Below are 24,131 nucleotides of genomic sequence, written 5' to 3'. Positions count from 1 at the left end.
CTCATCTTTCAAGCTGCGACTTGAAATTCATTGGGGATATCCTAGTTATTGTACGGCAAACTGGCGGCGGATTTTGCGCATCAGCAGGAATAACCATGGCCAGAGCACACCGTTTACCACACTACTCCAGAATACCTCAGGGCGGAAAGAGACATTAATCACTAAAAACTCAGCCCAGAAAACCACCACATCCATCGCCAGCGACAGCAAGACCACGATCAGCGCCTGTTGCCACAGTGCCATATTGCGGAACAGTTGGAATTTAAACGCCACCAGATAGGCAATGATCCCCATGGCTAACGCACGCACACCGAGGGTAGAGCCCAGGATCAGATCCATAATCAGCCCCAGCACAAAGCCGGTACCGACGTTAACCCGATGCGGTAATGCCATCACCCAGTAAGTCAGGATCAGCAGCAGCCAGGACGGCCGGAACATGTAGATCTGTTCCGGCCACGGCATGATTTGCAGCACCAGCGCCACAAGAAATGACAGCCAGATTATCCAGCGTCCGTTGCTGCGGTATCGGTTCATCTGGTTGCTCCAGAGCCCGCAGTCGCCCCCGCGGGGGCCGGTGGCACGCTATTAACGGTGGCTGGGGCCGACAATGGAGCTGGCGGCCCCATGGCATCAGCCGGCGGCAGAACCTGCGGCATCATCTGCATCAGGCGTTCGTTAGCGACGCGGTGCACCTCGTCTGGCGGCAGCGGCATGGTGCCGTTACGATCGGCCCCCCACAGCAGCAGCAAATAACGCAAGCGTTGCAGGCCCGCCGTGGGGCGTGCCTGAATCACCGTATAAGCACGCTGGTTATCCACTTTCACCGAGGAAACCACCGCAACCGGATAGCCTTCCGGGAAGCGGCCCCCCAGGCCCGATGTCACCAGCACATCGCCGACGCGAATATCGGTATTGCCCGGCAGGTGCTCCAGTTGCAGATCGTCGGTGCAACCGCTGCCTGCGGCAATCACCCGGATGTCATTTCGCAGCACCTGGATCGGCAGCGCATGTGAGGCATCGCAAATCAACAGCACGCGGCTGGTCATTTTAGCCACGGCGACCACTTGCCCCACCACGCCTTTATCACTGATCACCGGTTGGCCTTCATACACGCCGTTATCCGAACCCTTGTCGATCACCACCTGATCGCTGTAAGGATCGGAACCTGTTGACATCACCTGCGTGACCATCTTGTGTTCATCCTGGCGCAGCGGCGAGCCCAACAGTTCCCGCAAGCGGGCATTTTCCTGCTTGAATTGGCCAAGAAGAAGAATATCGCTGTTTTTCAGCAGCAGTTCCTGCCGCAGAGCACGGTTTTCCAGCTCAAGCTGTTGGCGGGTAGCCAGCGTTTCCGAAACGCTGTCCAAAACTTTACGCGGCCCATTGGCCAAAAAATAAAAAGGGCTGACGGCGGTATCCATGTAGTTTCGTATTTTAACGAACGTACCGAGCCGGCTGTCGGCAACGATCAGGGCAATGGCCGCGATCACCGCCAAAAAAAGTCGTAGTTGCAGGGAAGGCCCCCTGCTAAAAATCGGCTTCATAAATTATGCGAGTTCCTCGACAACAGAAAGGGGGATCGCACCTGATGCCATGCGACTACCGTCATCCGATACAATCCCACCGATCTGGGGCTGACTATTCTTCGCTGAACAAATCGCCGCCATGCATGTCGATCATTTCCAACGCCTTGCCACCACCGCGAGCTACGCAGGTCAGCGGATCTTCTGCCACCACCACCGGAATACCGGTTTCTTCCATCAGCAGGCGATCCAGGTTACGCAACAGCGCACCACCACCGGTCAGCACCATCCCACGCTCGGAGATGTCGGAAGCCAGTTCCGGCGGACACTGTTCCAGCGCCACCATGACCGCGCTAACGATACCGGTCAGCGGCTCCTGCAAGGCTTCAAGGATTTCATTCGAGTTCATGGTGAAGCCACGCGGCACACCTTCGGCCAGGTTACGACCACGCACTTCAATTTCGCGCACTTCGTCATCCGGATAGGCCGAACCGATACCGTGTTTGATACGTTCTGCTGTTGCTTCACCGATCAGGGAACCGTAGTTACGGCGCACATAATTAATGATGGCTTCATCAAAGCGATCGCCGCCAATGCGTACGGAAGAGGAATACACCACGCCGTTCAGGGAGATCACTGCCACTTCGGTAGTACCACCACCGATATCGACCACCATCGAACCGGTCGCTTCCGAGACAGGCAGGCCCGCACCGATAGCCGCAGCCATAGGTTCTTCGATCAGGAATACTTCGCGCGCACCTGCGCCCTGAGCGGACTCACGGATCGCACGGCGTTCAACCTGAGTAGCACCAACGGGAACACAAACCAGCACACGCGGGCTCGGCCGCATAAAGCTGTTGCTGTGAACCTGCTTGATGAAATGCTGCAACATTTTCTCAGTCACGAAAAAGTCGGCAATTACGCCGTCTTTCATCGGACGAATCGCTGCGATATTGCCAGGCGTACGCCCCAGCATCTGTTTGGCGTCATGACCCACGGCCGCAACGCTCTTGGGTGAACCGGCACGATCCTGGCGAATGGCAACCACCGACGGTTCATTCAGTACAATGCCTTGTCCTTTAACATAAATCAGGGTATTGGCGGTGCCCAAGTCGATGGACAAGTCATTGGAAAACATGCCACGAAATTTCTTAAACATAACGAAAGGATAATCCTGCAAGCTGGGGGCGGAAAATAAAATCCGCCTACTTTACCAACCACACGAAGCAGCGACAAGGCGCAAAAATGTTCTGCTTCGGTGAAAAATAGTCTGCGTTATTGCCGATCAAACGTACGGAAAGCGAATGGGGCCTGAAATCCCTCAACAAAGGCTCAGTTCTCCACCAATCAACGCACTCAACAGCGTAACGCAGCTCATAAAATTTAACATTTTTCCTGGTTATCATCGATGGTAAGCACCTACTGACGCCCACAGGAAAAGACGGGCCATTCTACGTCAATTTTTGCCCGGTCATCAGGTTAAACACGATAACGACGCGAATATTTTTTACGACTGACGTCGAACGGCTCTGGCGACGCAAAAAAATCGCCCTGACCACCAAGAATCCCGCGCTCTTTCAGCGTCTGCCACTCATTGCGCGTGCGCACACCCACGGCAAAAACCTGCGTATGGGTCCCCTCACACGCACCGGCCAGGCTCTGAACAAACAGCTGGTTCTCGTCACGCCGATCGATACTCCTCACCAACCCCGGGTGAAGCTTGACGATCTCCACCGGCAATGACTTGATATAAGAAGTACTCACTACGGTTAACCCGGCCTGAGAAACCACCAAACGGCAACCCAAGCCTGAGAATAATCGTAACACCGGACGCAGCCGATCAATATGTTGACACACTTCAGCCTCAGCAAGTTCAATCAGAATTCGCCTGCGGCAACTTTTTTCACACTGTAGCAGGATATCACGCGCCCAGCGCTGGAAACTGCGTTGTAATAATGAATCCACACACAGGGGAAACGCCAGCGTCTCTTCAGGCCAAAGCGTTAATAACGGAATTATCCGACTCATATGCTGGCGATCATAGCTTTCTGCCAGCCCGAACTGCTTGATCAGGGGGAGATATTCTGCAGGCAACAGCTCCTGCGTCCCGTCATGGATCCGGCTCATCACCTTGCGGTGATGCACTTCGCCTTCCACCGTGACCACCGGCTGCAGGTAAAGACGTGGCCCACCGCGTGCCAATACCTGTTCAAGCAAGGTACGCCATTTAACATTGCCACGCCCTTTCTCCGGCACATCACTGTCATAGACATACCAACCATTTTCCCCCTGCAGGGTAGCATTACGGGTGGCCTGCTCGGCGTTATCAATAATCTGCTCGGTGTTCTGCCCACTACGATAGGCAACGATACCAATATGCAGGAATGCCTCGCGATCGATAAGCGTTGTTGAAGGTAAGGCATCAATGGCGTTAACCAGTTGCGCAGCAATACCGTCAGCCTCTTTGAGGGTGCGGTGTGGCAGCAAGACGGTAAAATCGCTGTGAAAATAACGGGCCAGCAACGCGGCTGGGTAGCGCATAACAAAAGTAGAGAGCAGGTTCACCAGCGAATACATCAGTTCCTCTACCGCTGCATTACCGTGAATTTCACGCAGCGTGTCGAAATCGGGCAGGCGCACCATCATGACAATGCCGTGTGATCCCCCCTCTTCCAACTGCGTCGTCAGTTGATTATCAAAAAACAACCGGTTATTGAGGCCCGTTTTCGCATCCTGGGCAGCAAAAGCGCGGATCAGGGTATCGACACGGTTACGCTCTTCACGCGCTTCGGCCAGATCCGCCAGCAGACGATCGATTGCACCGCTGACGCTGGCTGGGGACTCACGCACATCCCCCTTGAGCACCTCTTCACGTTCACCATTGAGGATCCGCCTGGCACGCCGATCGAGGCGATCTTCACCATCGGCCTGCTCACGTAGCCAACGCAAACTAAACAACAGGATCACCACCATGGTAATGATCGACAGGGTTACCGCCGCCGTTGACTGCAACGTTCGTACATCGCTGGCGAAAGGATCAAGATAGGTGATATTCAGCACGGCTCCAGGATGATGCATCATCACCTGCGAAGTATGCCGATAACCATTGAGCGACTCCCACGGCAATTTTACCGTCGGCAAGCGGTAGGAAAACTGGGTACTTTTCTCGGTATCCACGCTGATGGCAACAATGCCAAGTGGCCGCATCACCAGCGGTAACCAGTGATCCAGCGCCTGAGGAGCCTCATGCAACATCGCCTGATCGAGAGAGGTTGCCAACGCCTCGAAACGGTTCTCTAACCGTTCCTGGGTGACATAAAAAAAGCTGTACGAGCACCCCATCAGCATCAAGAACATTGCCAGCGCAACGAGCAAGGTGATTAGTGCAGAGAGTTTCGTGGTAAATCTCATTCCCGTGCCTTGTCCGCAATGGTTAAATGAAAGATCACCTTTTGATATATAAAGGCCCCGTTCCTGCTCAAATAAGTACAACACCGTACCCTGATTTCAAAAAAATTAAGAAAGTGTTTTTTTCCTTACCCAGCATCAGGTTATCGCTACCAACCTATCAAGCATAGACAACGAAGAAAACTATTAAGCGCTATTTTTTTGTCATTTATCAGAACACGCATTTCTATTATGCATAATAGTCAAAGCAAACCGATTCAAACATTCATATCCAATATGAAATCAAGGGGAAGAGTGACATGCGAGCACTGTTATTGGAACAGCAAGACGATCAAATCCTGGCCCAGGTAAAAGATATCGGCAGCGGTCGGCTGCCAGACGGCGATGTGACGGTCGATGTCAACTGGTCCAGCCTTAATTATAAGGATGCGCTGGCGATCACCGGCAAAGGAAAGATTATTCGCAGCTTCCCTATGGTACCCGGAATCGACTTTGCGGGCCGCGTCTACAGCAGCCGAGACTCGCGTTTTAAAGCGGGCCAAAGCGTGGTGCTCACCGGCTGGGGCGTCGGGGAAAACCATTGGGGTGGCTTAGCCGAACAGGCCCGTGTCTCCGGTGACTGGCTGGTCCCACTGCCGACTGGGCTGGATGAGCGTAAAGCGATGATCCTCGGTACCGCAGGCTTTACCGCCATGTTATGCGTGATGGCGCTGGAAGAAGGTGGGGTCAAACCGGCTGATGGCGACATTCTGGTCACCGGTGCCAGCGGCGGCGTGGGCAGTACGGCGATCGCCCTGCTCGCCACACTGGGTTACAGCGTGACGGCGATCAGCGGCCGCGATAACAATACCGGCTATCTGAAATCGCTCGGGGCTAAAGAGGTACTGCCACGCAGCGACTATGTCGAAACTCCGCGCCCGTTGGAAAAACAGCTTTGGGCTGGGGCGATCGATACCGTGGGCGACAAATTGCTGGCCCGCGTTCTGGCCCAGATGAATTACAACGGTACCGTTGCCGCCTGCGGCCTGGCGGGTGGCTATCAACTTCCCACCACGGTAATGCCATTCATTCTGCGCAACGTGCGCCTGCAAGGGATCGACTCAGTACATACCCCCTTCCCACGCCGCCAAGCCGTCTGGGAGCGCCTGGCCAGCATCCTGCCAGAAAGTTTCTATCAGCAAGCAACGCAGGAGATCCTGCTCGAAGAGGTGCCTGCCGCTGCCGCCGCGCTGATGAACAACCAGATCACCGGCCGTACGCTGGTGAAAATACGCTGAAAATAGCGGGAAAATGCCCTCTCCGCCTGGAGAAGGGCAATCTCCCCGCGCCACTTGCCATTGTTTTTTACGCTCTATCTCTCGCATTACGTTCACTTTCACGCCATGCTTAGGCCGTCACCTGCGGAGAACAAATAATGGACAAGCTACGAAAACTCACCGAAGCCGATGTCACGCCGGAGAGCGTGTTCTATCAGCGGCGCAAAGTGCTCCAAGCATTAGGGATCACCGCCGCCTCCCTGGCTTTACCCACCCCTGCGCAAGCCGATTTACTGTCCTGGTTCAAAGGCAACGATCGGCCCAAGGCCCCAGCGGGCAAAGCGCTGGAGTTCAGCAAACCGGAGATCTGGCAGGCCAACCTGGCGTTGACGCCGGAGGAGAAAGTCTCTGGCTACAATAACTTCTATGAATTTGGCCTGGATAAAGCCGATCCTGCCGCTAACGCCGGCGATCTGAAAACCGCAGACTGGAAGGTGCAGATCGACGGTGAGGTCGGCAAGCCGATGACGCTGGATATCGACGATCTGATCAAGCGTTTCCCACTCGAAGAGCGTATTTATCGCATGCGCTGCGTGGAGGCCTGGTCGATGGTGGTGCCCTGGATCGGTTTTGAGCTGGGCAAACTGCTGAAACTGGTGGAACCCACCAGCAGCGCACGCTATGTGGCATTCCAAACCCTGTATGACCCTGAGCAGATGCCCGGCCAAAAAGACCGCTTTATCGGTGGCGGGCTGAAATACCCTTATGTGGAAGGATTGCGGCTCGATGAAGCCATGCATCCGTTGGCCCTGCTCACCGTCGGCGTGTATGGCAAAGCATTACCACCGCAAAACGGCGCCCCTCTGCGGCTAATCGCTCCTTGGAAATACGGTTTCAAAGGCATCAAATCGATCGTGAAAATCAGCCTGACCCGTGAACAGCCGCCGACCACCTGGAATCTTTCCGCCCCCAATGAATACGGCTTTTACGCCAATGTGAACCCGCATGTCGATCATCCGCGCTGGTCACAGGCCACCGAACGTTTCATCGGTTCTGGCGGCATTTTGGACGTTCAGCGCCAGCCGACGCTGCTGTTCAATGGCTATGCCGATCAGGTGGCCTCGCTGTACCGCGGCCTGGATTTACGGGAGAACTTCTGAGTGCGGCTCACCCCAACGCATGTCCGCTGGCTGAAGGTGGTTATCACTTTAGCGGCGTTTCTACCGTTCCTGTGGCTGATTCTGGCGGTCGATCAAGGCTGGTTCAGCGCCGATCCGGCCAAAGATATCCAGCATTTTACCGGCAGAATGGCGCTGAAATTGCTGCTGGCCACCCTGTGCGTCACGCCTCTCGCCCATTATGCACGCCAACCCATGCTGATCCGCTGCCGCCGTATGCTGGGCTTGTGGTGTTTTGCCTGGGCCACGCTACATCTGATCAGCTATTCGACGCTTGAACTGGGGCTCAGCAATATCAACCTGTTGGGACGTGAGCTGATCACCCGTCCATACCTGACACTCGGTATCGTCAGTTGGCTGTTGCTGTTAGCGTTGGCCGCCACCTCAACGCTTTGGGCACAGCGCAAGTTGGGTTCAAAATGGCAAAAGTTGCATAACTTCGTCTATCTGGTCGCTATTGTAGCGCCCATTCACTATCTGTGGTCAGTAAAAACCTTTTCACCGCAGCCCTTTATTTATGCCGCGCTGGCACTGTTGTTACTGGTCCTGCGTTACAGGAAATTCCGCCGTTGGTGGCGCTAAACCCGCCTGCAACGGGTTCAACCTGCAGCGAAAATCACCATTTGCAGTACGGAACTTTTCTGTGTTCTATCCCTCATAATCCGATAATGGGGTTATCTGTTTGTCAATTCAGGGTTGAATATCTTCGCTGATAAGACCAGTATTTAGCTGCGAATTGCTACGATATCGTTATAATGCCCGCCCTTGCACCTGCTGACGGCATGAAATCATCACCTAGCAGGTGACAAATCGGTGACATCGGGTTATTTTCTTCAATGATGGTTTTATTGCCGGAGATAGCAGCACAATGGCGGATAAGTTTCACATTTTGCTTTTGAACGGCCCCAACCTGAATCTGCTGGGGACGCGTGAGCCGGAGAAGTACGGCAGCACGACGTTACCCGAGATTGTTAACGGGTTGGAAAACCAGGCGCTGGCGCTGAATATTACCCTGAGCCATCTGCAATCCAATGCCGAATATGCGCTAATCGATCGCATTCATCAGGCACGCGGTAATACAGATTTCATTCTGATTAACCCTGCCGCGTTCACGCATACCAGCGTGGCGCTGCGTGATGCGCTGTTGGCGGTGCAGATCCCGTTTATCGAGATCCACCTGTCCAACGTGCATGCCCGCGAACCTTTCCGCCATCACTCTTACCTCTCTGACATTGCGGTAGGCGTGATTTGCGGTCTCGGCGCGGATGGCTACACATTTGCTTTACAGGCAGCGGTTCGCCGTTTGTCAAAATCCAACTGTACCCTAAATAGTTCGAGTTGCAGGAAGGCGACGACGCAGTGAATCCTCAGGAGCTTACGGAAGTCAAGTGACTGGTGTGAGCGAGGAAAGTCAACGCACCTGCAACTTGAAGTATGACGGGTATAATTGCTACGCAAAAAAAGAGTCGGAATCACACTCATGGATATTCGTAAAATCAAGAAACTGATCGAACTGGTTGAAGAGTCAGGTATTTCTGAACTGGAAATCTCTGAAGGCGAAGAGTCAGTCCGCATCAGCCGTGCCGCTCCGGTGCAGGCTTACCCAATGATGCAACAGTACGCGATGCCAGCCCAGCAGCAACCCGCGCTGGCGGCTGCCGTTGCCCCAACTGCCGCAGAAACCCCAGCAGCACCCGCGGCCGTGAGTGGCCACATCGTTCGCTCTCCAATGGTTGGGACGTTCTACCGCACACCAAGCCCGGACGCAAAAGCCTTCGTGGAAGTGGGCCAGAAAGTGAACGCCGGCGACACCCTGTGCATCGTCGAAGCAATGAAAATGATGAACCAAATCGAAGCCGACAAATCTGGCGTGGTGAAAGCCATTCTGGTAGAAAACGGCCAGCCGGTTGAATATGACGAGCCACTGGTCGTCATCGAATAACGAGGCGCACCATGCTTGATAAAATTGTTATCGCCAACCGTGGCGAAATTGCGCTGCGTATTCTGCGAGCCTGTAAAGAGCTCGGCATCAAGACCGTGGCCGTTCACTCTGCCGCCGATCGCGATCTGAAACACGTGCTGCTGGCTGACGAAACCGTATGTATCGGCCCTGCGCCATCGGTTAAAAGCTATCTGAACATCCCGGCCATCATCTCTGCGGCGGAAATCACCGGTGCAGTGGCGATCCACCCCGGTTACGGCTTCCTGTCCGAGAATGCCGATTTCGCCGAGCAGGTTGAACGTTCTGGCTTTATTTTCATCGGCCCGCGTGCTGAAACCATCCGCCTGATGGGTGATAAAGTTTCTGCCATCAACGCGATGAAAAAAGCCGGCGTGCCTTGCGTACCAGGTTCCGACGGCCCGCTGACCGACGACATGGATAAAAACCGTGCCTTCGCCAAGCGCATCGGTTACCCGGTGATCATCAAGGCTTCCGGTGGCGGCGGCGGCCGTGGTATGCGCGTTGTGCGCAGCGACAAAGATCTTGAGCAATCCATTTCCATGACCAAAGCGGAAGCCAAAGCGGCTTTCAACAACGACATGGTTTATATGGAAAAGTACCTGGAAAACCCACGCCACATCGAAATTCAGGTGTTGGCAGACGGCCAGGGCAACGCCATCTATCTGGCAGAACGTGACTGCTCAATGCAGCGCCGCCACCAGAAAGTGGTTGAAGAAGCGCCAGCGCCAGGGATCACCCCGGAACTGCGCCGCTACATCGGTGAGCGTTGCTCGAAAGCCTGTGTGGAGATCGGCTACCGCGGTGCAGGCACCTTTGAGTTCTTGTACGAAAACGGCGAGTTCTATTTCATTGAAATGAACACCCGTATTCAGGTAGAACACCCGGTCACAGAAATGATCACCGGCGTGGATCTGATCAAAGAGCAGTTGCGTATCGCTGCCGGTCAGCCGCTGTCGATCAAACAGGACGAAGTGAAGATCCACGGCCATGCGGTGGAATGCCGTATCAACGCCGAAGATCCGAACACCTTCCTGCCAAGCCCAGGCAAGATCACCCGTTTCCACGCGCCGGGCGGTTTCGGCGTGCGCTGGGAGTCTCATATCTACGCCGGTTATACCGTACCGCCGTATTATGATTCCATGATCGGCAAACTGATCACTTACGGTGAAAACCGTGATGTGGCGATTGCCCGCATGAAAAACGCGCTGGCTGAACTGATCATCGATGGCATCAAAACCAACGTTGAATTGCAGCAAAAGATCATGAGCGACGAGAACTTCCAGCATGGTGGCACCAACATCCACTATCTGGAAAAGAAGCTGGGTCTGCAAGAGACCTAAGCCCGCAGATTGCACGTTATCTGACCAAGGCCGATGATTCATCGGCCTTTTTCTTTATGGCTGCCACCAACTTAACGCTGGGCAAATGCCGATCTTGTCGTAAAATCCCCTCCTTTGCCAATCCATCAGCGTAAACCCCGGAGGCACGGATGGAAAAACGCTTTGTTCAAGCTCATCGCGAGGCGCGCTGGGCAGTGGGCCTGACGCTGCTTTATCTGTTGGCGTGGTCACTGGCAGCCTACCTGCCGGATAGCACCGCAGGCATCACCGGCCTGCCGCACTGGTTCGAAATGGCCTGTCTGCTGGTGCCGCTGCTGTTTATCGGCCTATGCTGGCTGATGGTGCGCGGCGTCTTCCGCGATATTCCCCTGGAGGATAGCGATGCAAACTGAAGTGATCTTGCCGCTGATCGCCTATCTGCTGCTGGTGTTCGGCCTGTCGATCTATGCCTACAGCCGCCGCCAGACCGGTAACTTTCTCAGCGAATATTTCCTCGGCAACCGCTCGATGGGCGGTTTTGTGCTGGCAATGACGCTCACCGCCACCTATATCAGCGCCAGTTCATTTATCGGTGGGCCCGGTGCCGCCTATAAATATGGCCTCGGCTGGGTGCTGCTGGCGATGATCCAACTGCCCGCAGTGTGGCTTTCGCTCGGGGTACTGGGCAAAAAGTTCGCCATTCTGGCGCGGCGTTACAATGCCATCACCCTGAACGACATGCTGTTTGCTCGTTATCAAAGCCGCCTGTTGGTATGGCTGGCCAGCCTCAGCCTGCTGGTGGCCTTCCTGGGAGCCATGACGGTGCAGTTTATCGGCGGTGCGCGCCTGCTGGAGACGGCAGCCGGTATTCCCTACGATACCGGCCTGCTGATTTTTGGCATCAGCATTGCGCTGTATACCGCGTTCGGCGGCTTCCGCGCCAGCGTGCTCAACGACGCCATGCAAGGATTGGTGATGCTGCTCGGCACCGTGTTGCTGCTGGTGGCAGTGATCCACGCGGCGGGCGGCCTGCACAGCGCGGTAGAGAAACTGCAGCAGATCGACCCGGCGCTGGTGACACCACAAGGCGGCGAGCAGATCCTCAGCCTGCCGTTTATGGCTTCGTTCTGGATCCTGGTGTGCTTTGGCGTGATTGGCCTACCGCACACCGCCGTACGCTGCATCTCCTACAAAGACAGTAAAGCGGTACACCGTGGCATCATCCTCGGCACCATCGTGGTGGCGGTGCTGATGTTCGGCATGCATCTTGCCGGTGCTCTGGGCCGCGCGGTGCTCCCAGACTTGAAGATCCCCGACCAGGTGATCCCAACGCTGATGATCACCGTGCTGCCGCCTTACGCCGCCGGGATCTTCCTGGCAGCGCCGATGGCGGCGATCATGTCGACCATCAATGCCCAATTGTTGCAATCTTCCGCCACCATCATCAAAGACCTTTATCTCGGCGTGCGGCCACAGCAAATGCACAACGAGAAGATGATCAAACGCTTCTCCAGCCTGACCACGCTGATCCTCGGCCTGCTGGTGCTGCTGGCCGCGTGGCGGCCGCCGGAAATGATTATCTGGCTGAACCTGCTGGCCTTCGGCGGCCTGGAGGCCGTGTTCCTGTGGCCGCTGGTGCTGGGCCTGTACTGGGAACGCGCCAACGCACAGGGAGCGCTTAGCTCAATGGTCACTGGTGCGTTATGCTATACGCTATTGGCCAGCTTCAAACTGCAACTGGCCGGGTTGCACCCGATTGTGCCTGCGCTGCTGCTCAGCCTGTCGGCGTTTTATATCGGTAACCTGTGCGGCGAAAAGCGTCGGCTGGCGTCATCCTTACCCTCTTGAAGAGAATTGTTATGCCTTGGATCCAACTAAAACTGAACACCACCGGCAAACTGGCAGAAGACCTGAGCGATGCGCTGGTTGAGAGCGGTGCCGTGTCGGTGACCTTTCAGGACACCCACGATAACCCGGTGTTTGAACCCTTGCCGGGCGAAACACTGCTGTGGGGCGATACCGATGTGATCGGCCTGTACGACGCCGAAACCGATATGGCCGAGGTCGTTGCCATGCTGGAGCAGCATCCGTTGCTGGGTGCTGGTTTCCGCCACAAAATCGAGCAGTTGGAAGATAAAGACTGGGAGCGCGAATGGATGGATAACTTCCACCCGATGCGCTTCGGCGAGCGGCTGTGGATCTGCCCAAGCTGGCGTGACGTGCCGGATCCAGCGGCGGTTAACGTGATGCTCGATCCGGGCCTGGCATTCGGCACCGGTACTCACCCTACCACGGCGCTGTGCCTGCAATGGCTCGACGGCCTGGATCTGGCGGGCAAAACCCTTATCGACTTCGGCTGTGGCTCCGGTATTCTGGCGATTGCCGCCCTGAAACTCGGTGCCGCACGCGCGATTGGCATTGATATCGATCCCCAAGCGATTCAGGCCAGCCGCGATAATGCGCAGCGTAACGGTGTTTCTGAACGCCTAGAGCTGTATCTGCCAAAAGACCAGCCTGCCGATCTGCAGGCCGACGTGGTCGTTGCCAACATTCTGGCTGGCCCGTTGCGTGAGCTAGCACCGCTTATCGGCTGCCTGCCCAAAACCGGAGGTTATCTTGGCCTCTCCGGCGTGCTGGCGACTCAGGCCCCGAGCGTTGCCGAAGCCTATGCCGATAAATTCGCTCTCGAGCCAGTTGCCGAACGCGAAGAGTGGTGCCGTATTACCGGCCAACGCAAATAGTTACATTTTTCCCTGCCAACGAAAAACCACCGGAAATTGAATCACTTCCGGTGGTTTTGCTAATTCCTGCTCAAAATCACCGGTTTATACTGAGAAAACGCAGGCGTATTCTCCTGCGCAAGCGACGGCAATCCATTGGTTGCACGCCAAAAGCTCACCCACATTTTTGTTTTGAAAGGATTGAAAATGAAAAGAAAATTACTGCTAGCAGCAATGCTGGCTGCCAGTTTTTCGATCGGCGCTGCAGAACAACATCAGCACTGGAGCTATGAAGGGCAGGAAGATCCGGCGCACTGGGGCAAACTCTCACCGGATTTCGCACTGTGTGAAACCGGCAAGAACCAGTCACCGGTCAATATTCAGGGTGCATTGAAAACCCATCATGGCAAGCTTGATCTGGCTTTCCAGCCCGGTAAGCAGCAAATCATCAATAACGGCCACACCATTCAGGTTAACGTCAGCGAAGGCAATACCCTGCGCCTGGATAACGATACCTTTACGCTGCAGCAGTTCCACTTCCACGCTCCAAGCGAAAACGAGATCGACGGCAAGCAGTTCCCACTGGAAGCGCACTTCGTTTATAAAGACAAAGACGGTGCTCTGGCCGTGATGGCACTGATGTTCGAGGAAGGCAAAGCTAACCCGCAACTGGCGCAGGCTTGGCAGCAAATGCCCACTCAGGTTGATCAGAAAGCAGTATTGAACAAGCCGGTGGATATCAAGGCGCTGTTGCCTAAGCAGTTCAACTTCTACCGCTTCAGCGGTTCACTGACTACGCCACCCTGCTCTGAAGGTGTAACCTGGATGGTGCTGGATCATCCTGTCAGCGCTTCTGCCGAACAGATCGGTCAGTTCCGTTCCGTTGTCCATCATGCCAACAATCGCCCGGTACAGCCGCTGAATGGCCGCGTTATCGTCGATTGATGTTTAAGGCATGCTCACCGCTGCACCCTCAGGGATGGGCGGTGGGCCGCTAACACGATTCAGCCACAGCCCCTTCCACGGAGATTTTTTCCGCTTTGTCAAAGTAATACCCTGATAATTCTGCTGTATGCCTGATGCTGCATGCTTAAATTCGCATCGTTCAAAGATAATATCCTGTTGTGCCGGGAATATTTCACTGCACATAAATTAAGCACAATACGTCAAACCATTGTTAAATAACTATAATATTATTCTAAATCGCTGTGACCCGCATTTTCATTGATAAATAGCAGCAAATTGGTCAAAGTTTGGCCTTTCATCTCAACGAAAAAATGCGTAATATACGCGCCCTTGCGGACACAGTATGGTCATTCTTTTGTCTATGCGCATTGGAAACCACCAGTTAACAAATTGCCTGATTGCGGCCCCGATGGCCGGGATCACCGATCGCCCATTCAGAACCTTATGTCATGCAATGGGGGCTGGGATGGCTGTATCCGAAATGCTCTCCTCCAATCCGGAGGTGTGGCGCACGGATAAGTCACGTCTGCGTATGGTACATAGCGATGAACCAGGGATCCGTTCCGTGCAGATTGCCGGATGTGATCCTGATGATATGGCGGCCGCGGCGCGCATTAATGTGGCCAGCGGCGCACAGATCATCGACATCAATATGGGATGCCCGGCCAAGAAAGTGAACCGGAAGCTTGCAGGGTCTGCATTATTGCAGTACCCGGATCTGGTTAAACAGATCCTCCACGCGGTGGTTAACGCGGTGGATGTGCCGGTAACGCTTAAGATTCGTACCGGCTGGGCACCAGAACACCGTAACTGTGTAGAGATTGCCAAACTGGCCGAAGACTGTGGTATACAGGCCCTGACGATTCATGGCCGAACCCGTGCCTGCCTGTTCAACGGCGACGCGGAGTACGACAGCATTCGGGCAGTTAAGCAGAGTGTTTCCATTCCGATTATCGCGAATGGTGACATTACTGACCCGCATAAAGCCAGAGCAGTGCTCGACTACACCGGGGCCGATGCCCTGATGATAGGCCGTGCTGCTCAGGGGAGACCCTGGATCTTCCGGGAAATCCAGCATTATCTGGACACAGGGGAGCTGCTGCCACCGATGCCACTTGGCGAAGTGAAGCGCTTGTTGATAGAACATATTCGGGAATTGCACGGCTTTTATGGCCAAGGCAAGGGATTCCGGATTGCTCGTAAGCACGTATCCTGGTATCTCCAGGAGCATGCCCCAAATGACCAGTTTCGGCGCACATTCAACGCCATAGAGGATGCCAGCGAACAGCTGGAGGCGTTGGAGGCATATTTCGAAAATCTTAGCGTAAAAAAAGAGCTGACAGAACTATGTTCGAACAACGCGTAAATTCTGACGTACTGACCGTTTCAACCGTGAACTCACAGGATCAAGTAACCCAAAAGCCTCTGCGTGACTCGGTTAAACAAGCACTGAAGAACTATTTTGCTCAACTGAATGGTCAGGATGTTAACGACCTGTATGAGCTGGTATTGGCTGAAGTTGAACAGCCATTGTTGGACATGGTGATGCAATACACCCGTGGCAACCAGACCCGTGCAGCACTGATGATGGGTATCAACCGCGGTACACTGCGTAAGAAATTAAAAAAATACGGCATGAACTGATACTAATCAGTTAACGTATTGATAAAAGGCGCTTTTCCTTATTGGGGTAAGCGCCTTTTTATTTATGGCTCCGCGAAATACGGCGGGTTATGCGTGCTTTCTGGCACCCGAGTGTAAATATTTCGCTAATTCCATGAGTTGGCTAAACGATTGCTATGACTGGCTGTCTGAACCTTGTACCGCTATTGAGTCGCTTCTTTATGCGTTACAGGTTTCCGTACCCAATCGCATAATGAGTTAATGATGAAGCCCCCGCAAAAATTCCAACGTGCTTTTCTGCACCCACGCTACTGGTTGACCTGGTTCGGTTTGGGTGTACTGTTTCTGCTGGTTCAACTCCCTTACCCGCTACTGCACAAGCTCGGTGTCTGGATGGGCCGCACTTCCATGCGCTTCCTGAAGCGCCGCGTCACCATCGCTCGCCGTAATCTTGAGCTGTGTTTCCCGGAAATGGACGCCGAACAGCGCGAACGCCAGGTTGTGGGTAATTTCGAATCCCTCGGCATGGGCCTGTTGGAAACCGGCATGGCCTGGTTCTGGCCCGACAACCGCGTAAAACGCTGGTTCAACGTGACAGGCATTCATCATCTGCAAGCAGCCCAGCAGAACAATCGTGGCGTGCTGGTGATCGGCGTGCACTTTATGTCGTTGGAACTCGGTGGCCGGGCGATGGGGTTATGCCAGCCGATGATGGCAATGTATCGCCCGCACAACAATAAAGCGATGGAGTGGGCCCAAACTAAAGGCCGTATGCGCTCCAACAAAGCGATGCTGGATCGTAAAGACCTGCGCGGTATGGTGAATGCCCTGAAACGAGGTGAAGCCGTCTGGTTCGCGCCAGATCAGGATTATGGCCCACGCGGCAGCGTATTTGCCCCCCTGTTCGCGGTCGAGCAGGCTGCCACCACCAGCGGCACCTTTATGCTGGCCCGCCTGGCCAAGCCAGCTCTGCTGCCAGTGGTGCTGATTCGTCGCCCAAATGGCCGTGGTTACGATCTGCTGATCCAGCCTGCGTTGGAAGACTACCCCATCAACGATGAAATTGCCGCCGCTGCCTATATGAATAAGGTCGTGGAGCAAGAGATCATGCGCGCACCAGAGCAATATCTGTGGCTGCATCGCCGTTTCAAGACGCGCCCGGCTGGGTCGTCTTCGTTGTACTGAACATCTCCTTCTGGGGCGCAGCCCACTGTGCCCCAATCTGCATTTCTCCTCAGGCATTTTGTGCTCCCTATCGAAAAACCCGCTGAACCAGTTTTAACTTTGCTGTAACCTCCTTTTTTACCCACACACAGGAAAAGGAAATGATGAAAACTCAGGTTCGTCTTGCTCTGGTCGGTGATTACAAACCAGAAGCTGTTGCCCACCAGGCTATCCCCGTCGCTCTTCAACTGACTGCCTCACACCTCGATATCAATATTCAGTTCCAGTGGCTTGCCACGGAAACCCTTACCGCAACCGCGGTATTACAGGGTTATGATGCGATCTGGGTGGTGCCCGGCAGCCCCTATCACTATGACGATGGCGTTTTTATGGCCATCCGCTATGCCCGTGAACAGAACGTACCGTTTCTGGGATCTTGTGGTGGTTTTCAGTACGCGATTGTGGAATATGCCCGCAATGTGATGGGCTGGCACGATGCCGGGCATGCGGAAACCGATCAGGGTGGCCGTTTGGTGATCGCCCCGCTGAGTTGCTCACTGGTCGAAAAGACCGGCACCATTCGCTTCCGGCCAGAAACGCTGATCGCTCGCGCCTATGGCAAGTTGGAAACACATGAAGGTTACCACTGTAACTTTGGCGTGAACCCGGAGTTTGTTGCTGATTTGGAACAACATCCGCTGATCGTCAGCGGCCACGATACCGAAGGGGATGTACGCTCGGTAGAACTGCCGGGGCACCGCTTTTATGCCGCTACGCTGTTCCAGTCGGAACGCGCGGCGCTACGCGGTGAGCTTTCACCGCTGGTGGTGGCACTGATCCAAGCAGCGCGCTGAGTCTTTCAGGGGGCTTAGCAGCCCCTGCGGTTACCACATCAACCGGCCAATCAGCGGGGCAGCAATCACGGTAATCACTCCCGCCAGCATCATCACCAGGCTGGAAACCACGCCTTCCTGCTGGCCAAGTTCATAGGCTCTTGCAGTACCGGCACCGTGCGATGAAGCGCCAAATCCAGCCCCCTTCGCTAAACCGCTGCGCACCGAAAGCCGCAGGAACAACACGTCCCCCACCGCCATGCCGAATACGCCGGTGATCACCACAAACAGCGCCACCAGATCTGGCTGGCCTCCCATCTGCTTTGCCGCTTCCAATGCAAACGGCGTAGTGATGGAACGCACCGCCAGGCTGCGCTGTACCTCGTCCGGCAAAGTCAGCCAACGTGCCAGCCACACCGAGCTGCAAACGGCCACGCCGACCGCCGTGAATACCCCAGCGCTGAGCGAGAGCCAGTGGCGGCGGATGATATGCAGGTTCTCATACACCGGCACGGCAAAAGCGATGGTCACCGGGCCAAGCAACCACAGCAGCCAGTGCGTTTCACCGATGTAATCCTGATAAGAAATATGGGTCACCACCAGTAGCACCACCAGGATCAGCGGGGTCAATACCAACGGCATCAATAACAGCGTTCTGCGGCGGCGGTAGAGTTTTTTATTGGCAAAATAGAGCACCAAGGTAGCCACAAAGCAGGCAAGGCTGAGGATCACATCATTCATGGCGCGCTTTCCTGCGTTGCAGCCAAAGCTCAAAGCGGTAGACGCGATCCACCACCAGCCCGGTCGCGCCCAGCGTCAACATGGTGCTGAGAGCGATCACCAGGAAAATCTTCCAGCCCTCCACCATCAGCAACTGGGCATAGTTCACCACTGCCACCACGGCAGGTACAAAGAACAGCAGCATTTCGGCCAGCAACCAGCGTGCACCGGCCTTTACCCAATTCAGCGGCAGAATGCGCAGCAGGATCAGCGCCAGCATCATCAGCATACCGACAATATTGGCCGGCAGCGGCAGATGGAATTGTTTTACCAGCCGATCGGCAAGCAGGAATAACAAGGCATATAACACCACCTGAGCCGGCACCTGTAAGCGGCTCAACAACGATGGCGCAGCGCGGCGTAACGCCAGGTACATAATAGAAACCTCAAACAGAAAATCACGGCACACAGTATACGCAGTAAGGAAACTGTGCCTGAAATGAATTAAAGTCATTATCATCATGCCAAAAAGGAATGGTTTTGCCCTGAGGAGCACCTGAATGGATGTCCGCACTCTGCGCTATTTTATTGAAGTGGTTCGCCAGCAAAGCTTCACCCGCGCGGCCGAGAAACTGTTCGTCACCCAACCGACCATCAGCAAAATGCTGCGCCAGTTGGAAGATGAGCTGGAATGCACGCTGCTGATCCGCGAAGGGCGCAAGCTGCATCTCACCGACAGCGGGCAGGCGGTTTATCAGCGTGGGCTGGCGATTCTGGATGAATTCCGCCAGTTGGAGACGGAGCTGGAAGACATCAGCTCGGTGAAAAAAGGCGTGCTGCGGCTGGGGATCCCGCCGATGGTCGGCAGGCAGATCGCCGGGCTCATCAAGCAATTTCGCCAAACCTACCCCGGCATCGAGCTGAAGATTGCCGAGCTGGGCGGCCAGTCGGTTGAACAGGCGGTGCTGTCTGGGGAACTGGATCTGGCGATGACGATACGCCCCTCTGGCGCTGAACAGCTCCTGACTTTTCTGCCGCTGCTAAGCCACCCGATGTGCGTCGTCATGCCCCGCACGGCCTACTGGCTCAACCGCACTACCGTCAATATTGCCGAACTCGCCGAGTGGCCAATTCTGATTTATAACGAGGATTTTACGCTCTATAAGATGCTGATGGCCGCATTCCATCAGGCGGGTTTCGAGCCCAAGATTGCCGTGCGCAGCGGCCAGTGGGATTTTCTGGCCTCGATGGTTCAGGCGGGTATCGGCATTGCCACGTTACCCGAACCCGTGTGCCAATGGCTGGATAAAAGCAGCCTGATTTGGCTGCCGCTCGAGCCGCGTATGGAGTGGCTGGTGGGGTTGATCTGGCGCCAGGGGAGCTATCTCTCGCACAGCGCCCAAGCCTGGATCGCCTGCTGCCGCGACTACTGGCCTGTGACTTCGGGAAATTCATTGCAAAATCGCCTGCTATAATTCGGCTAATAGCTACAGAAAACAGCTAAAAATACGCTGGGTTATTCTTCCTGAACGGTTACCGGCCAGGGGCCAGCACAAAGTCAGCCTTCTCAATTATTATGCCAGATGGAAAATATATGCAGCGGAAATCCCTCCAGAATATGACTCCCGGCCTGATGAATCTGCTCGCTTATGAGCGCAGTTGGCTGAAACCGGACATTCGCGCTGGCCTTTCCGTCGCGGCAGTTGCGCTACCGGTGGCGATTGCCTATGCCGAATTGGCCGGTGTGAGCGCGATCGTCGGGCTTTACTCCTGCATTCTGCCGATGATCGCCTACGCCATCTTTGGTTCCTCACGACAGCTGATCGTCGGCCCTGATGCGGCAACCTGTGCGGTGATCGCCGCCGTCGTGACGCCGCTGGCCGCCGGTAATAGCGAACTCCACTGGCAGTTAACTATCGTGATGACCCTGATGATGGGCACATGGTGCCTGATCGCCAGCCGCTTCAGATTGGGAGCGATTGCGGATCTGCTGTCGCGCCCGATATTAAACGGGCTGCTGAACGGCGTGGCGCTGACGATCATCGTCAATCAGATCAGTAAGATACTCGGTTTCCCGGCCCCATCCAATGAACTGATTGAACGCATTCTCGCGCTACCGGAAAACTTGCTTAACAGCCATTGGCCGACGATGGGTATCTCGTTTCTGACGTTACTGATCCTGCTCGGCGTGCATTATGCCAGGCCCAATTGGCCAGCCCCGCTGTTCGCCGTAGTGTTGACGACGGCGCTGACCTGGGCAGCGAATTTACCGCGTTTTGGCATCGAAACGGTATCGGGTTATACCGGTGGCGGCTTGCCGATGGTGTCGTGGCCGGATTTTAAACCGGGGTTGCTGCGCGATCTGGTGATCCCGGCGTTAAACCTGGCAGTTGTCAGCTTTGTCAGCATGATGCTCACCGCTCGCAGCTTTGCGGCCAAAAATGGCTACGAGGTGGATGCCGACAGTGAGTTTCGCGCGCTGGGGTTGGTGAATATCGTTTCCGGGCTTTCACAAGGATTTGCCATCAGCGGTGCCAATTCCCGCACCGCCGTTAACGACGCCAACGGCGGCAAAAGCCAGTTGGTCTCGGTGATTGCCGCATTGGCGATCGCTGTAGTGGTGCTGTTCTTCAGCGAACCGCTGCAATTTATTCCTATACCCGTGCTGGGCGTGATACTGATTTACGCCTCATGGTCGCTACTGGACATGCGCAGTATTTTCCGGTTGCGCAAGCGCAATCGCCCGGCGTTCAATCTGGCGTTGTTTACTTTCCTGAGCGTGCTGCTGGTCGGGATCATTCCCGGTATCGGGCTTGCGGTTCTGCTCGGCCTGCTGCAGTTCCTGCAAACGGTGTTCCGGCCAACCGAGCAGTTGCTCGGGGTAAATGATGACGGAATGATCCATTCGATGGGGAAAGATAACGGTATTAAACCGGTCGATGGGGTGATTATGTACCGCTTTAATTCGCCCTTGACCTACTTCAACGTGGCCTATTTTAAACGGCGGATCACCAATCTGGTGGATAGCAGGCCTTCCCAGCCGCGCTGGGTGGTGATTGACGCAGTAGCCAGCTTTACCCATGCGGATATCAGCGTGCTCGCCGCGATCAACGAATTGCAGCGGGAACTTAAGCTGCGTGGTATCAGCCTGGTGCTGGCGGGCCGCCGTACCGAGTTGACCCGCTGGTTCCGCCTGCATCGTTCCGGCAGCGATGAGCGCGATCTGATCCTGGTTCCCGACCTGTATCTGGCATTGAGGCTGATTCAAAGTAAAGAGCTCAAGGAGGAGGGAATGCGAGACGCCGAGGCCCTGCTGAAAGGCTAGCTGCACCAAGGGCCGCGCTGCGGCCCTTGCAGTTTCTGCCTCAGCCCTCCCGCTCTACCAACAAGGCTTCCAGCAAGTCGAGGTCGTGCAGCAGTTTTTGCAGCGTCTCATTGCTGATTTTCTGTGTGGCGCGCAGGTGATAAAGCTCCCCTCGCTCAGCCCGCAATGCGGTCAGGCGGAAACGCCGCTCTAGGTTTTCCAGCGCCAGCGCGTTCTCAATGTCATCTCTATTGGCAATACGCCGCCGCAGCGCACCGATCACCCGCGAGCTGACTTCTTTGAGGATCTGCGGATCAAAGTTTTCTTCGGTGTCGGCAGCCAGGCGCTCCTCCATCTTGTTGATGCTTTCGATCGCCACTTCCGCCACAAGGGCAATCGCCATGCGCTCCTCATTCTTACTGACGCTTTTATCCGCCACCTGTACGCCACGCAGCAGCCATGGCAAGACCAGCACACCGATAATCAACGACAGCAGAATCACGCCGGTGGCAATAAACACCAGTTGATAGCGAGCAGGGAAAGCGGTGCCATCGCTCAGCAACAGCGGAATCGACAGCACACCCGCCAACGTGATCGCCCCGCGCACTCCAGCAAATGACGCCACCCACAGATCGCGCGTGCTGTAATCACCAAACTGCAACGGGCGTTTTTTCATAAAGCGCTTACTGGCGCTTTTCATCAGCCACAGCCAGGTGAAACGCAGCATCAGCAACGCGGCGTAGATAATCGCCACATCGGTGAACAGATACCAGGTCTCGATGGTCGGGTCTAACTCGGCCTGCAGAATAGAGGTCTCGATAATACCCGGCAACTGCAGCCCCAACATGATGAACACCGTGCCGTTGAACACAAACTCCAGCATGGCCCAAACGCTGTTGGCGCGCAGGCGCATCGCCAGCGGCGCGTTGCGGATCACGCCAGACTGGCTGATGGTCATCCCGGCTGCCACCGCTGCCAGGATGCCGGAAACACCGATGTGTTCGGCAATCAGATAAGAAGCGAACGGCAGCAACAGCAGAAAGACGATCTGCGTTGCCGGATCGTCACCGCTCCAGCGGCTCATCACCCGCAGCGACTTACTGTAAACCCAGGTTACCGCCACACCGGCCAGCAGGCCGCCGATCGCCACCTTCAGGAACTCCATGGTGGCACCGCCTACGGTAAACACCATGGTGCCCATGGCTACGGCGATGGCAAACTTCAGGGATACCAGGCCGGAAGCGTCGTTCATCAGCGCCTCACCTTCGAGCACACCCATGATCGACTTCGGGATCCGCCCTTTGCCGACGATCCCCCCCAGCGCTACGGCATCGGTCGGTGACAACACCGCCGCCAGCGCGAACGCCGCCACCAGCGGGATCCCTGGCACCATCAGGTAGATGAGATACCCCACCCCGACAACGGTGATCAGCACCAAAACCAGCGCTAGCCCGAGGATTTCGCGCCCATGATGCAAAAACTCGCGCAGAGGGGTTTTCCAACCGTCGGCGAACAACAGCGGAGGAATAAACAGCACCAGAAACAGTTCGGGGTCAAAGTCGACATGCAGGCCGAAATGCGGCCAGGCTAACAACGCCCCGATGACGATCTGCATGAGCGGCAGCGGCACCTGGAACGGCAACATGCGAGTCACCACCCCAGAAAGGGAAACCACCAGAATCAAAATGAGGATTGTAAAAAAGATTTCCATGCTTTCCTTATAATACCCAATGGATTTCGAGATGCAGGTAGGAGGCAACTGAACGACAAATCGGTCATGACCGATTTGAACAGCGCTTGCGCTGGCCCGCAGGGTGAGCCTCCCCGAGGCTCATAGTCCCCAGGAGCTTACACCAGTGTGAGAGAAGGCAGCCAACAACCCTGCATCTTGAAAGACCACGGGTATAGACTCTCTGGTTCAGAACAGTGCCAAATTATGCCGAATAGTAGATCACATTTTCGTAGCAGGAAAAGCTTGTTATGCCTTTTAAAACAAAGCGCAAGGAGAAGGGGGATTTATCTGAAAGGGAAAACCGCCAAGATGCCCTTGTATGTTTGTAGTTGATGTAAAAAGATAGGTTGTACCGTGTTCTTACCCGGCGTGGCAGCACGTACGCCCTCTGGGACACCAAGCCCGTGGGAGAGCTTATTGCG

At 55.3% G+C, this 24,131-nt stretch carries 23 protein-coding genes; 16 read left to right on the top strand and 7 right to left on the bottom strand.

Annotation, left to right across the window (positions count from 1 at the left end; genetic code table 11):
- Positions 1-45: 45 nt before the first annotated feature.
- The 4 genes from mreD to csrD all read right to left on the bottom strand — a co-directional run bounded on the left by mreD (position 46) and on the right by csrD (position 4,934).
- On the bottom strand, positions 46-534 hold the full coding sequence (mreD, locus tag WG891_RS21865; RefSeq protein WP_337264477.1) for a rod shape-determining protein MreD: 489 nt from the start codon (positions 532-534) through the stop codon (positions 46-48).
- Positions 531-1,544 (bottom strand): rod shape-determining protein MreC, encoded by a 1,014-nt coding sequence (mreC, locus tag WG891_RS21860; protein WP_337264478.1) that lies wholly within the window; start codon positions 1,542-1,544, stop codon positions 531-533. The genes mreD and mreC overlap by 4 nt, the downstream gene beginning before the upstream one ends.
- Before the next feature lie 94 nt (positions 1,545-1,638).
- Positions 1,639-2,682: a rod shape-determining protein MreB gene (mreB, locus tag WG891_RS21855; RefSeq protein WP_021180765.1), complete on the bottom strand. Its 1,044-nt coding sequence runs from the start codon at positions 2,680-2,682 to the stop codon at positions 1,639-1,641.
- A gap of 320 nt (positions 2,683-3,002) precedes the next feature.
- Positions 3,003-4,934, bottom strand: a complete 1,932-nt coding sequence (gene csrD / locus WG891_RS21850) for an RNase E specificity factor CsrD (RefSeq protein ID WP_337264479.1) — start codon at positions 4,932-4,934, stop codon at positions 3,003-3,005.
- Positions 4,935-5,230: 296 nt separating this feature from the next.
- Between csrD and acuI the strand changes: the two genes are divergently transcribed.
- From acuI to WG891_RS21780, 14 genes are all read left to right on the top strand, one after another.
- Positions 5,231-6,208, top strand: a complete 978-nt coding sequence (gene acuI, locus WG891_RS21845; protein WP_337264480.1) for an acrylyl-CoA reductase (NADPH) — start codon at positions 5,231-5,233, stop codon at positions 6,206-6,208.
- Between the two features lie 137 nt (positions 6,209-6,345).
- Positions 6,346-7,347, top strand: coding sequence for a protein-methionine-sulfoxide reductase catalytic subunit MsrP (gene msrP / locus WG891_RS21840; protein WP_156294062.1), 1,002 nt, complete (start codon positions 6,346-6,348; stop codon positions 7,345-7,347).
- On the top strand, positions 7,348-7,947 hold the full coding sequence (msrQ, locus tag WG891_RS21835; RefSeq protein ID WP_076941763.1) for a protein-methionine-sulfoxide reductase heme-binding subunit MsrQ: 600 nt from the start codon (positions 7,348-7,350) through the stop codon (positions 7,945-7,947).
- A gap of 286 nt (positions 7,948-8,233) precedes the next feature.
- On the top strand, positions 8,234-8,728 hold the full coding sequence (aroQ, locus tag WG891_RS21830) for a type II 3-dehydroquinate dehydratase (RefSeq protein ID WP_076941762.1): 495 nt from the start codon (positions 8,234-8,236) through the stop codon (positions 8,726-8,728).
- Between the two features lie 117 nt (positions 8,729-8,845).
- Complete coding sequence (accB, locus tag WG891_RS21825; protein WP_076941760.1) at positions 8,846-9,307, top strand: acetyl-CoA carboxylase biotin carboxyl carrier protein; 462 nt, start codon at positions 8,846-8,848, stop codon at positions 9,305-9,307.
- Between the two features lie 11 nt (positions 9,308-9,318).
- Positions 9,319-10,668, top strand: a complete 1,350-nt coding sequence (gene accC, locus WG891_RS21820) for an acetyl-CoA carboxylase biotin carboxylase subunit (protein WP_156294061.1) — start codon at positions 9,319-9,321, stop codon at positions 10,666-10,668.
- 149 nt (positions 10,669-10,817) lie between these two features.
- Positions 10,818-11,060 (top strand): YhdT family protein, encoded by a 243-nt coding sequence (locus WG891_RS21815; protein ID WP_337264481.1) that lies wholly within the window; start codon positions 10,818-10,820, stop codon positions 11,058-11,060.
- Entirely contained in the window at positions 11,050-12,495 is a 1,446-nt protein-coding gene (gene panF, locus WG891_RS21810) for a sodium/pantothenate symporter (RefSeq protein ID WP_156294059.1), read from the top strand. Before WG891_RS21815 ends, panF begins: the two co-directional genes overlap by 11 nt.
- Before the next feature lie 11 nt (positions 12,496-12,506).
- Positions 12,507-13,388, top strand: coding sequence for a 50S ribosomal protein L11 methyltransferase (gene prmA, locus WG891_RS21805; RefSeq protein ID WP_076941756.1), 882 nt, complete (start codon positions 12,507-12,509; stop codon positions 13,386-13,388).
- 186 nt (positions 13,389-13,574) lie between these two features.
- The gene (locus WG891_RS21800; RefSeq protein WP_337264482.1) at positions 13,575-14,312 is read left to right on the top strand and encodes a carbonic anhydrase; all 738 of its coding nucleotides are present in this window, start codon (positions 13,575-13,577) and stop codon (positions 14,310-14,312) included.
- Between the two features lie 382 nt (positions 14,313-14,694).
- Positions 14,695-15,699 (top strand): tRNA dihydrouridine synthase DusB, encoded by a 1,005-nt coding sequence (gene dusB / locus WG891_RS21795; RefSeq protein WP_337264483.1) that lies wholly within the window; start codon positions 14,695-14,697, stop codon positions 15,697-15,699.
- The gene (gene fis, locus WG891_RS21790; RefSeq protein WP_000462905.1) at positions 15,681-15,977 is read left to right on the top strand and encodes a DNA-binding transcriptional regulator Fis; all 297 of its coding nucleotides are present in this window, start codon (positions 15,681-15,683) and stop codon (positions 15,975-15,977) included. The genes dusB and fis overlap by 19 nt, the downstream gene beginning before the upstream one ends.
- Positions 15,978-16,220: 243 nt before the next feature.
- Entirely contained in the window at positions 16,221-17,141 is a 921-nt protein-coding gene (lpxP, locus tag WG891_RS21785) for a kdo(2)-lipid IV(A) palmitoleoyltransferase (protein WP_337264484.1), read from the top strand.
- A 140-nt stretch (positions 17,142-17,281) separates the two neighbouring features.
- The gene (locus WG891_RS21780) at positions 17,282-17,974 is read left to right on the top strand and encodes a CTP synthase C-terminal region-related (seleno)protein (RefSeq protein WP_443006244.1); all 693 of its coding nucleotides are present in this window, start codon (positions 17,282-17,284) and stop codon (positions 17,972-17,974) included.
- Between the two features lie 30 nt (positions 17,975-18,004).
- On the opposite strand, the gene WG891_RS21775 is transcribed toward WG891_RS21780, so the two are convergent.
- Together WG891_RS21775 and WG891_RS21770 are read right to left on the bottom strand one after the other, a co-directional pair.
- Entirely contained in the window at positions 18,005-18,694 is a 690-nt protein-coding gene (locus WG891_RS21775; RefSeq protein ID WP_337264485.1) for an LrgB family protein, read from the bottom strand.
- Complete coding sequence (locus WG891_RS21770; protein WP_337264486.1) at positions 18,687-19,109, bottom strand: CidA/LrgA family protein; 423 nt, start codon at positions 19,107-19,109, stop codon at positions 18,687-18,689. Before WG891_RS21770 ends, WG891_RS21775 begins: the two co-directional genes overlap by 8 nt.
- A 124-nt stretch (positions 19,110-19,233) precedes the next feature.
- On the opposite strand from WG891_RS21770, the gene WG891_RS21765 reads away from it, so the two are divergent.
- Positions 19,234-20,148 (top strand): LysR family transcriptional regulator, encoded by a 915-nt coding sequence (locus WG891_RS21765; protein ID WP_337264487.1) that lies wholly within the window; start codon positions 19,234-19,236, stop codon positions 20,146-20,148.
- Between the two features lie 119 nt (positions 20,149-20,267).
- Positions 20,268-21,998 (top strand): SulP family inorganic anion transporter, encoded by a 1,731-nt coding sequence (locus tag WG891_RS21760; RefSeq protein WP_337264488.1) that lies wholly within the window; start codon positions 20,268-20,270, stop codon positions 21,996-21,998.
- Positions 21,999-22,038: 40 nt separating this feature from the next.
- Here the strand turns inward: WG891_RS21760 and WG891_RS21755 are convergent, their stop codons facing one another.
- The gene (locus WG891_RS21755) at positions 22,039-23,688 is read right to left on the bottom strand and encodes a Na+/H+ antiporter (RefSeq protein ID WP_337264489.1); all 1,650 of its coding nucleotides are present in this window, start codon (positions 23,686-23,688) and stop codon (positions 22,039-22,041) included.
- Between the last annotated feature and the right edge of the window lie 443 nt (positions 23,689-24,131).

Source organism: Serratia sp. MMO-28, assembly GCF_037199905.1.
Classification (GTDB): domain Bacteria; phylum Pseudomonadota; class Gammaproteobacteria; order Enterobacterales; family Enterobacteriaceae; genus Chania; species Chania oryzae.
The sequence above is the reverse complement of the archived record's forward strand: the minus strand, read 5'-3'. Positions and strand labels throughout refer to the sequence as shown.

Excerpts from the sequence above, each read along its gene's own strand:
- mreD (WP_337264477.1), bottom strand. The coding sequence starts at position 534 with ATGAACCGATACCGCAGCAACGGACGCTGGATAATCTGGCTGTCATTT.
- mreC (WP_337264478.1), bottom strand. The coding sequence starts at position 1,544 with ATGAAGCCGATTTTTAGCAGGGGGCCTTCCCTGCAACTACGACTTTTT.
- mreB (WP_021180765.1), bottom strand. The coding sequence starts at position 2,682 with ATGTTTAAGAAATTTCGTGGCATGTTTTCCAATGACTTGTCCATCGAC.
- csrD (WP_337264479.1), bottom strand. The coding sequence starts at position 4,934 with ATGAGATTTACCACGAAACTCTCTGCACTAATCACCTTGCTCGTTGCG.
- acuI (WP_337264480.1), top strand. The coding sequence starts at position 5,231 with ATGCGAGCACTGTTATTGGAACAGCAAGACGATCAAATCCTGGCCCAG.
- msrP (WP_156294062.1), top strand. The coding sequence starts at position 6,346 with ATGGACAAGCTACGAAAACTCACCGAAGCCGATGTCACGCCGGAGAGC.
- aroQ (WP_076941762.1), top strand. The coding sequence starts at position 8,234 with ATGGCGGATAAGTTTCACATTTTGCTTTTGAACGGCCCCAACCTGAAT.
- accB (WP_076941760.1), top strand. The coding sequence starts at position 8,846 with ATGGATATTCGTAAAATCAAGAAACTGATCGAACTGGTTGAAGAGTCA.
- accC (WP_156294061.1), top strand. The coding sequence starts at position 9,319 with ATGCTTGATAAAATTGTTATCGCCAACCGTGGCGAAATTGCGCTGCGT.
- WG891_RS21815 (WP_337264481.1), top strand. The coding sequence starts at position 10,818 with ATGGAAAAACGCTTTGTTCAAGCTCATCGCGAGGCGCGCTGGGCAGTG.
- panF (WP_156294059.1), top strand. The coding sequence starts at position 11,050 with ATGCAAACTGAAGTGATCTTGCCGCTGATCGCCTATCTGCTGCTGGTG.
- prmA (WP_076941756.1), top strand. The coding sequence starts at position 12,507 with ATGCCTTGGATCCAACTAAAACTGAACACCACCGGCAAACTGGCAGAA.
- WG891_RS21800 (WP_337264482.1), top strand. The coding sequence starts at position 13,575 with ATGAAAAGAAAATTACTGCTAGCAGCAATGCTGGCTGCCAGTTTTTCG.
- dusB (WP_337264483.1), top strand. The coding sequence starts at position 14,695 with ATGCGCATTGGAAACCACCAGTTAACAAATTGCCTGATTGCGGCCCCG.
- fis (WP_000462905.1), top strand. The coding sequence starts at position 15,681 with ATGTTCGAACAACGCGTAAATTCTGACGTACTGACCGTTTCAACCGTG.
- lpxP (WP_337264484.1), top strand. The coding sequence starts at position 16,221 with ATGAAGCCCCCGCAAAAATTCCAACGTGCTTTTCTGCACCCACGCTAC.
- WG891_RS21780 (WP_443006244.1), top strand. The coding sequence starts at position 17,282 with ATGATGAAAACTCAGGTTCGTCTTGCTCTGGTCGGTGATTACAAACCA.
- WG891_RS21775 (WP_337264485.1), bottom strand. The coding sequence starts at position 18,694 with ATGAATGATGTGATCCTCAGCCTTGCCTGCTTTGTGGCTACCTTGGTG.
- WG891_RS21770 (WP_337264486.1), bottom strand. The coding sequence starts at position 19,109 with ATGTACCTGGCGTTACGCCGCGCTGCGCCATCGTTGTTGAGCCGCTTA.
- WG891_RS21765 (WP_337264487.1), top strand. The coding sequence starts at position 19,234 with ATGGATGTCCGCACTCTGCGCTATTTTATTGAAGTGGTTCGCCAGCAA.
- WG891_RS21760 (WP_337264488.1), top strand. The coding sequence starts at position 20,268 with ATGCAGCGGAAATCCCTCCAGAATATGACTCCCGGCCTGATGAATCTG.
- WG891_RS21755 (WP_337264489.1), bottom strand. The coding sequence starts at position 23,688 with ATGGAAATCTTTTTTACAATCCTCATTTTGATTCTGGTGGTTTCCCTT.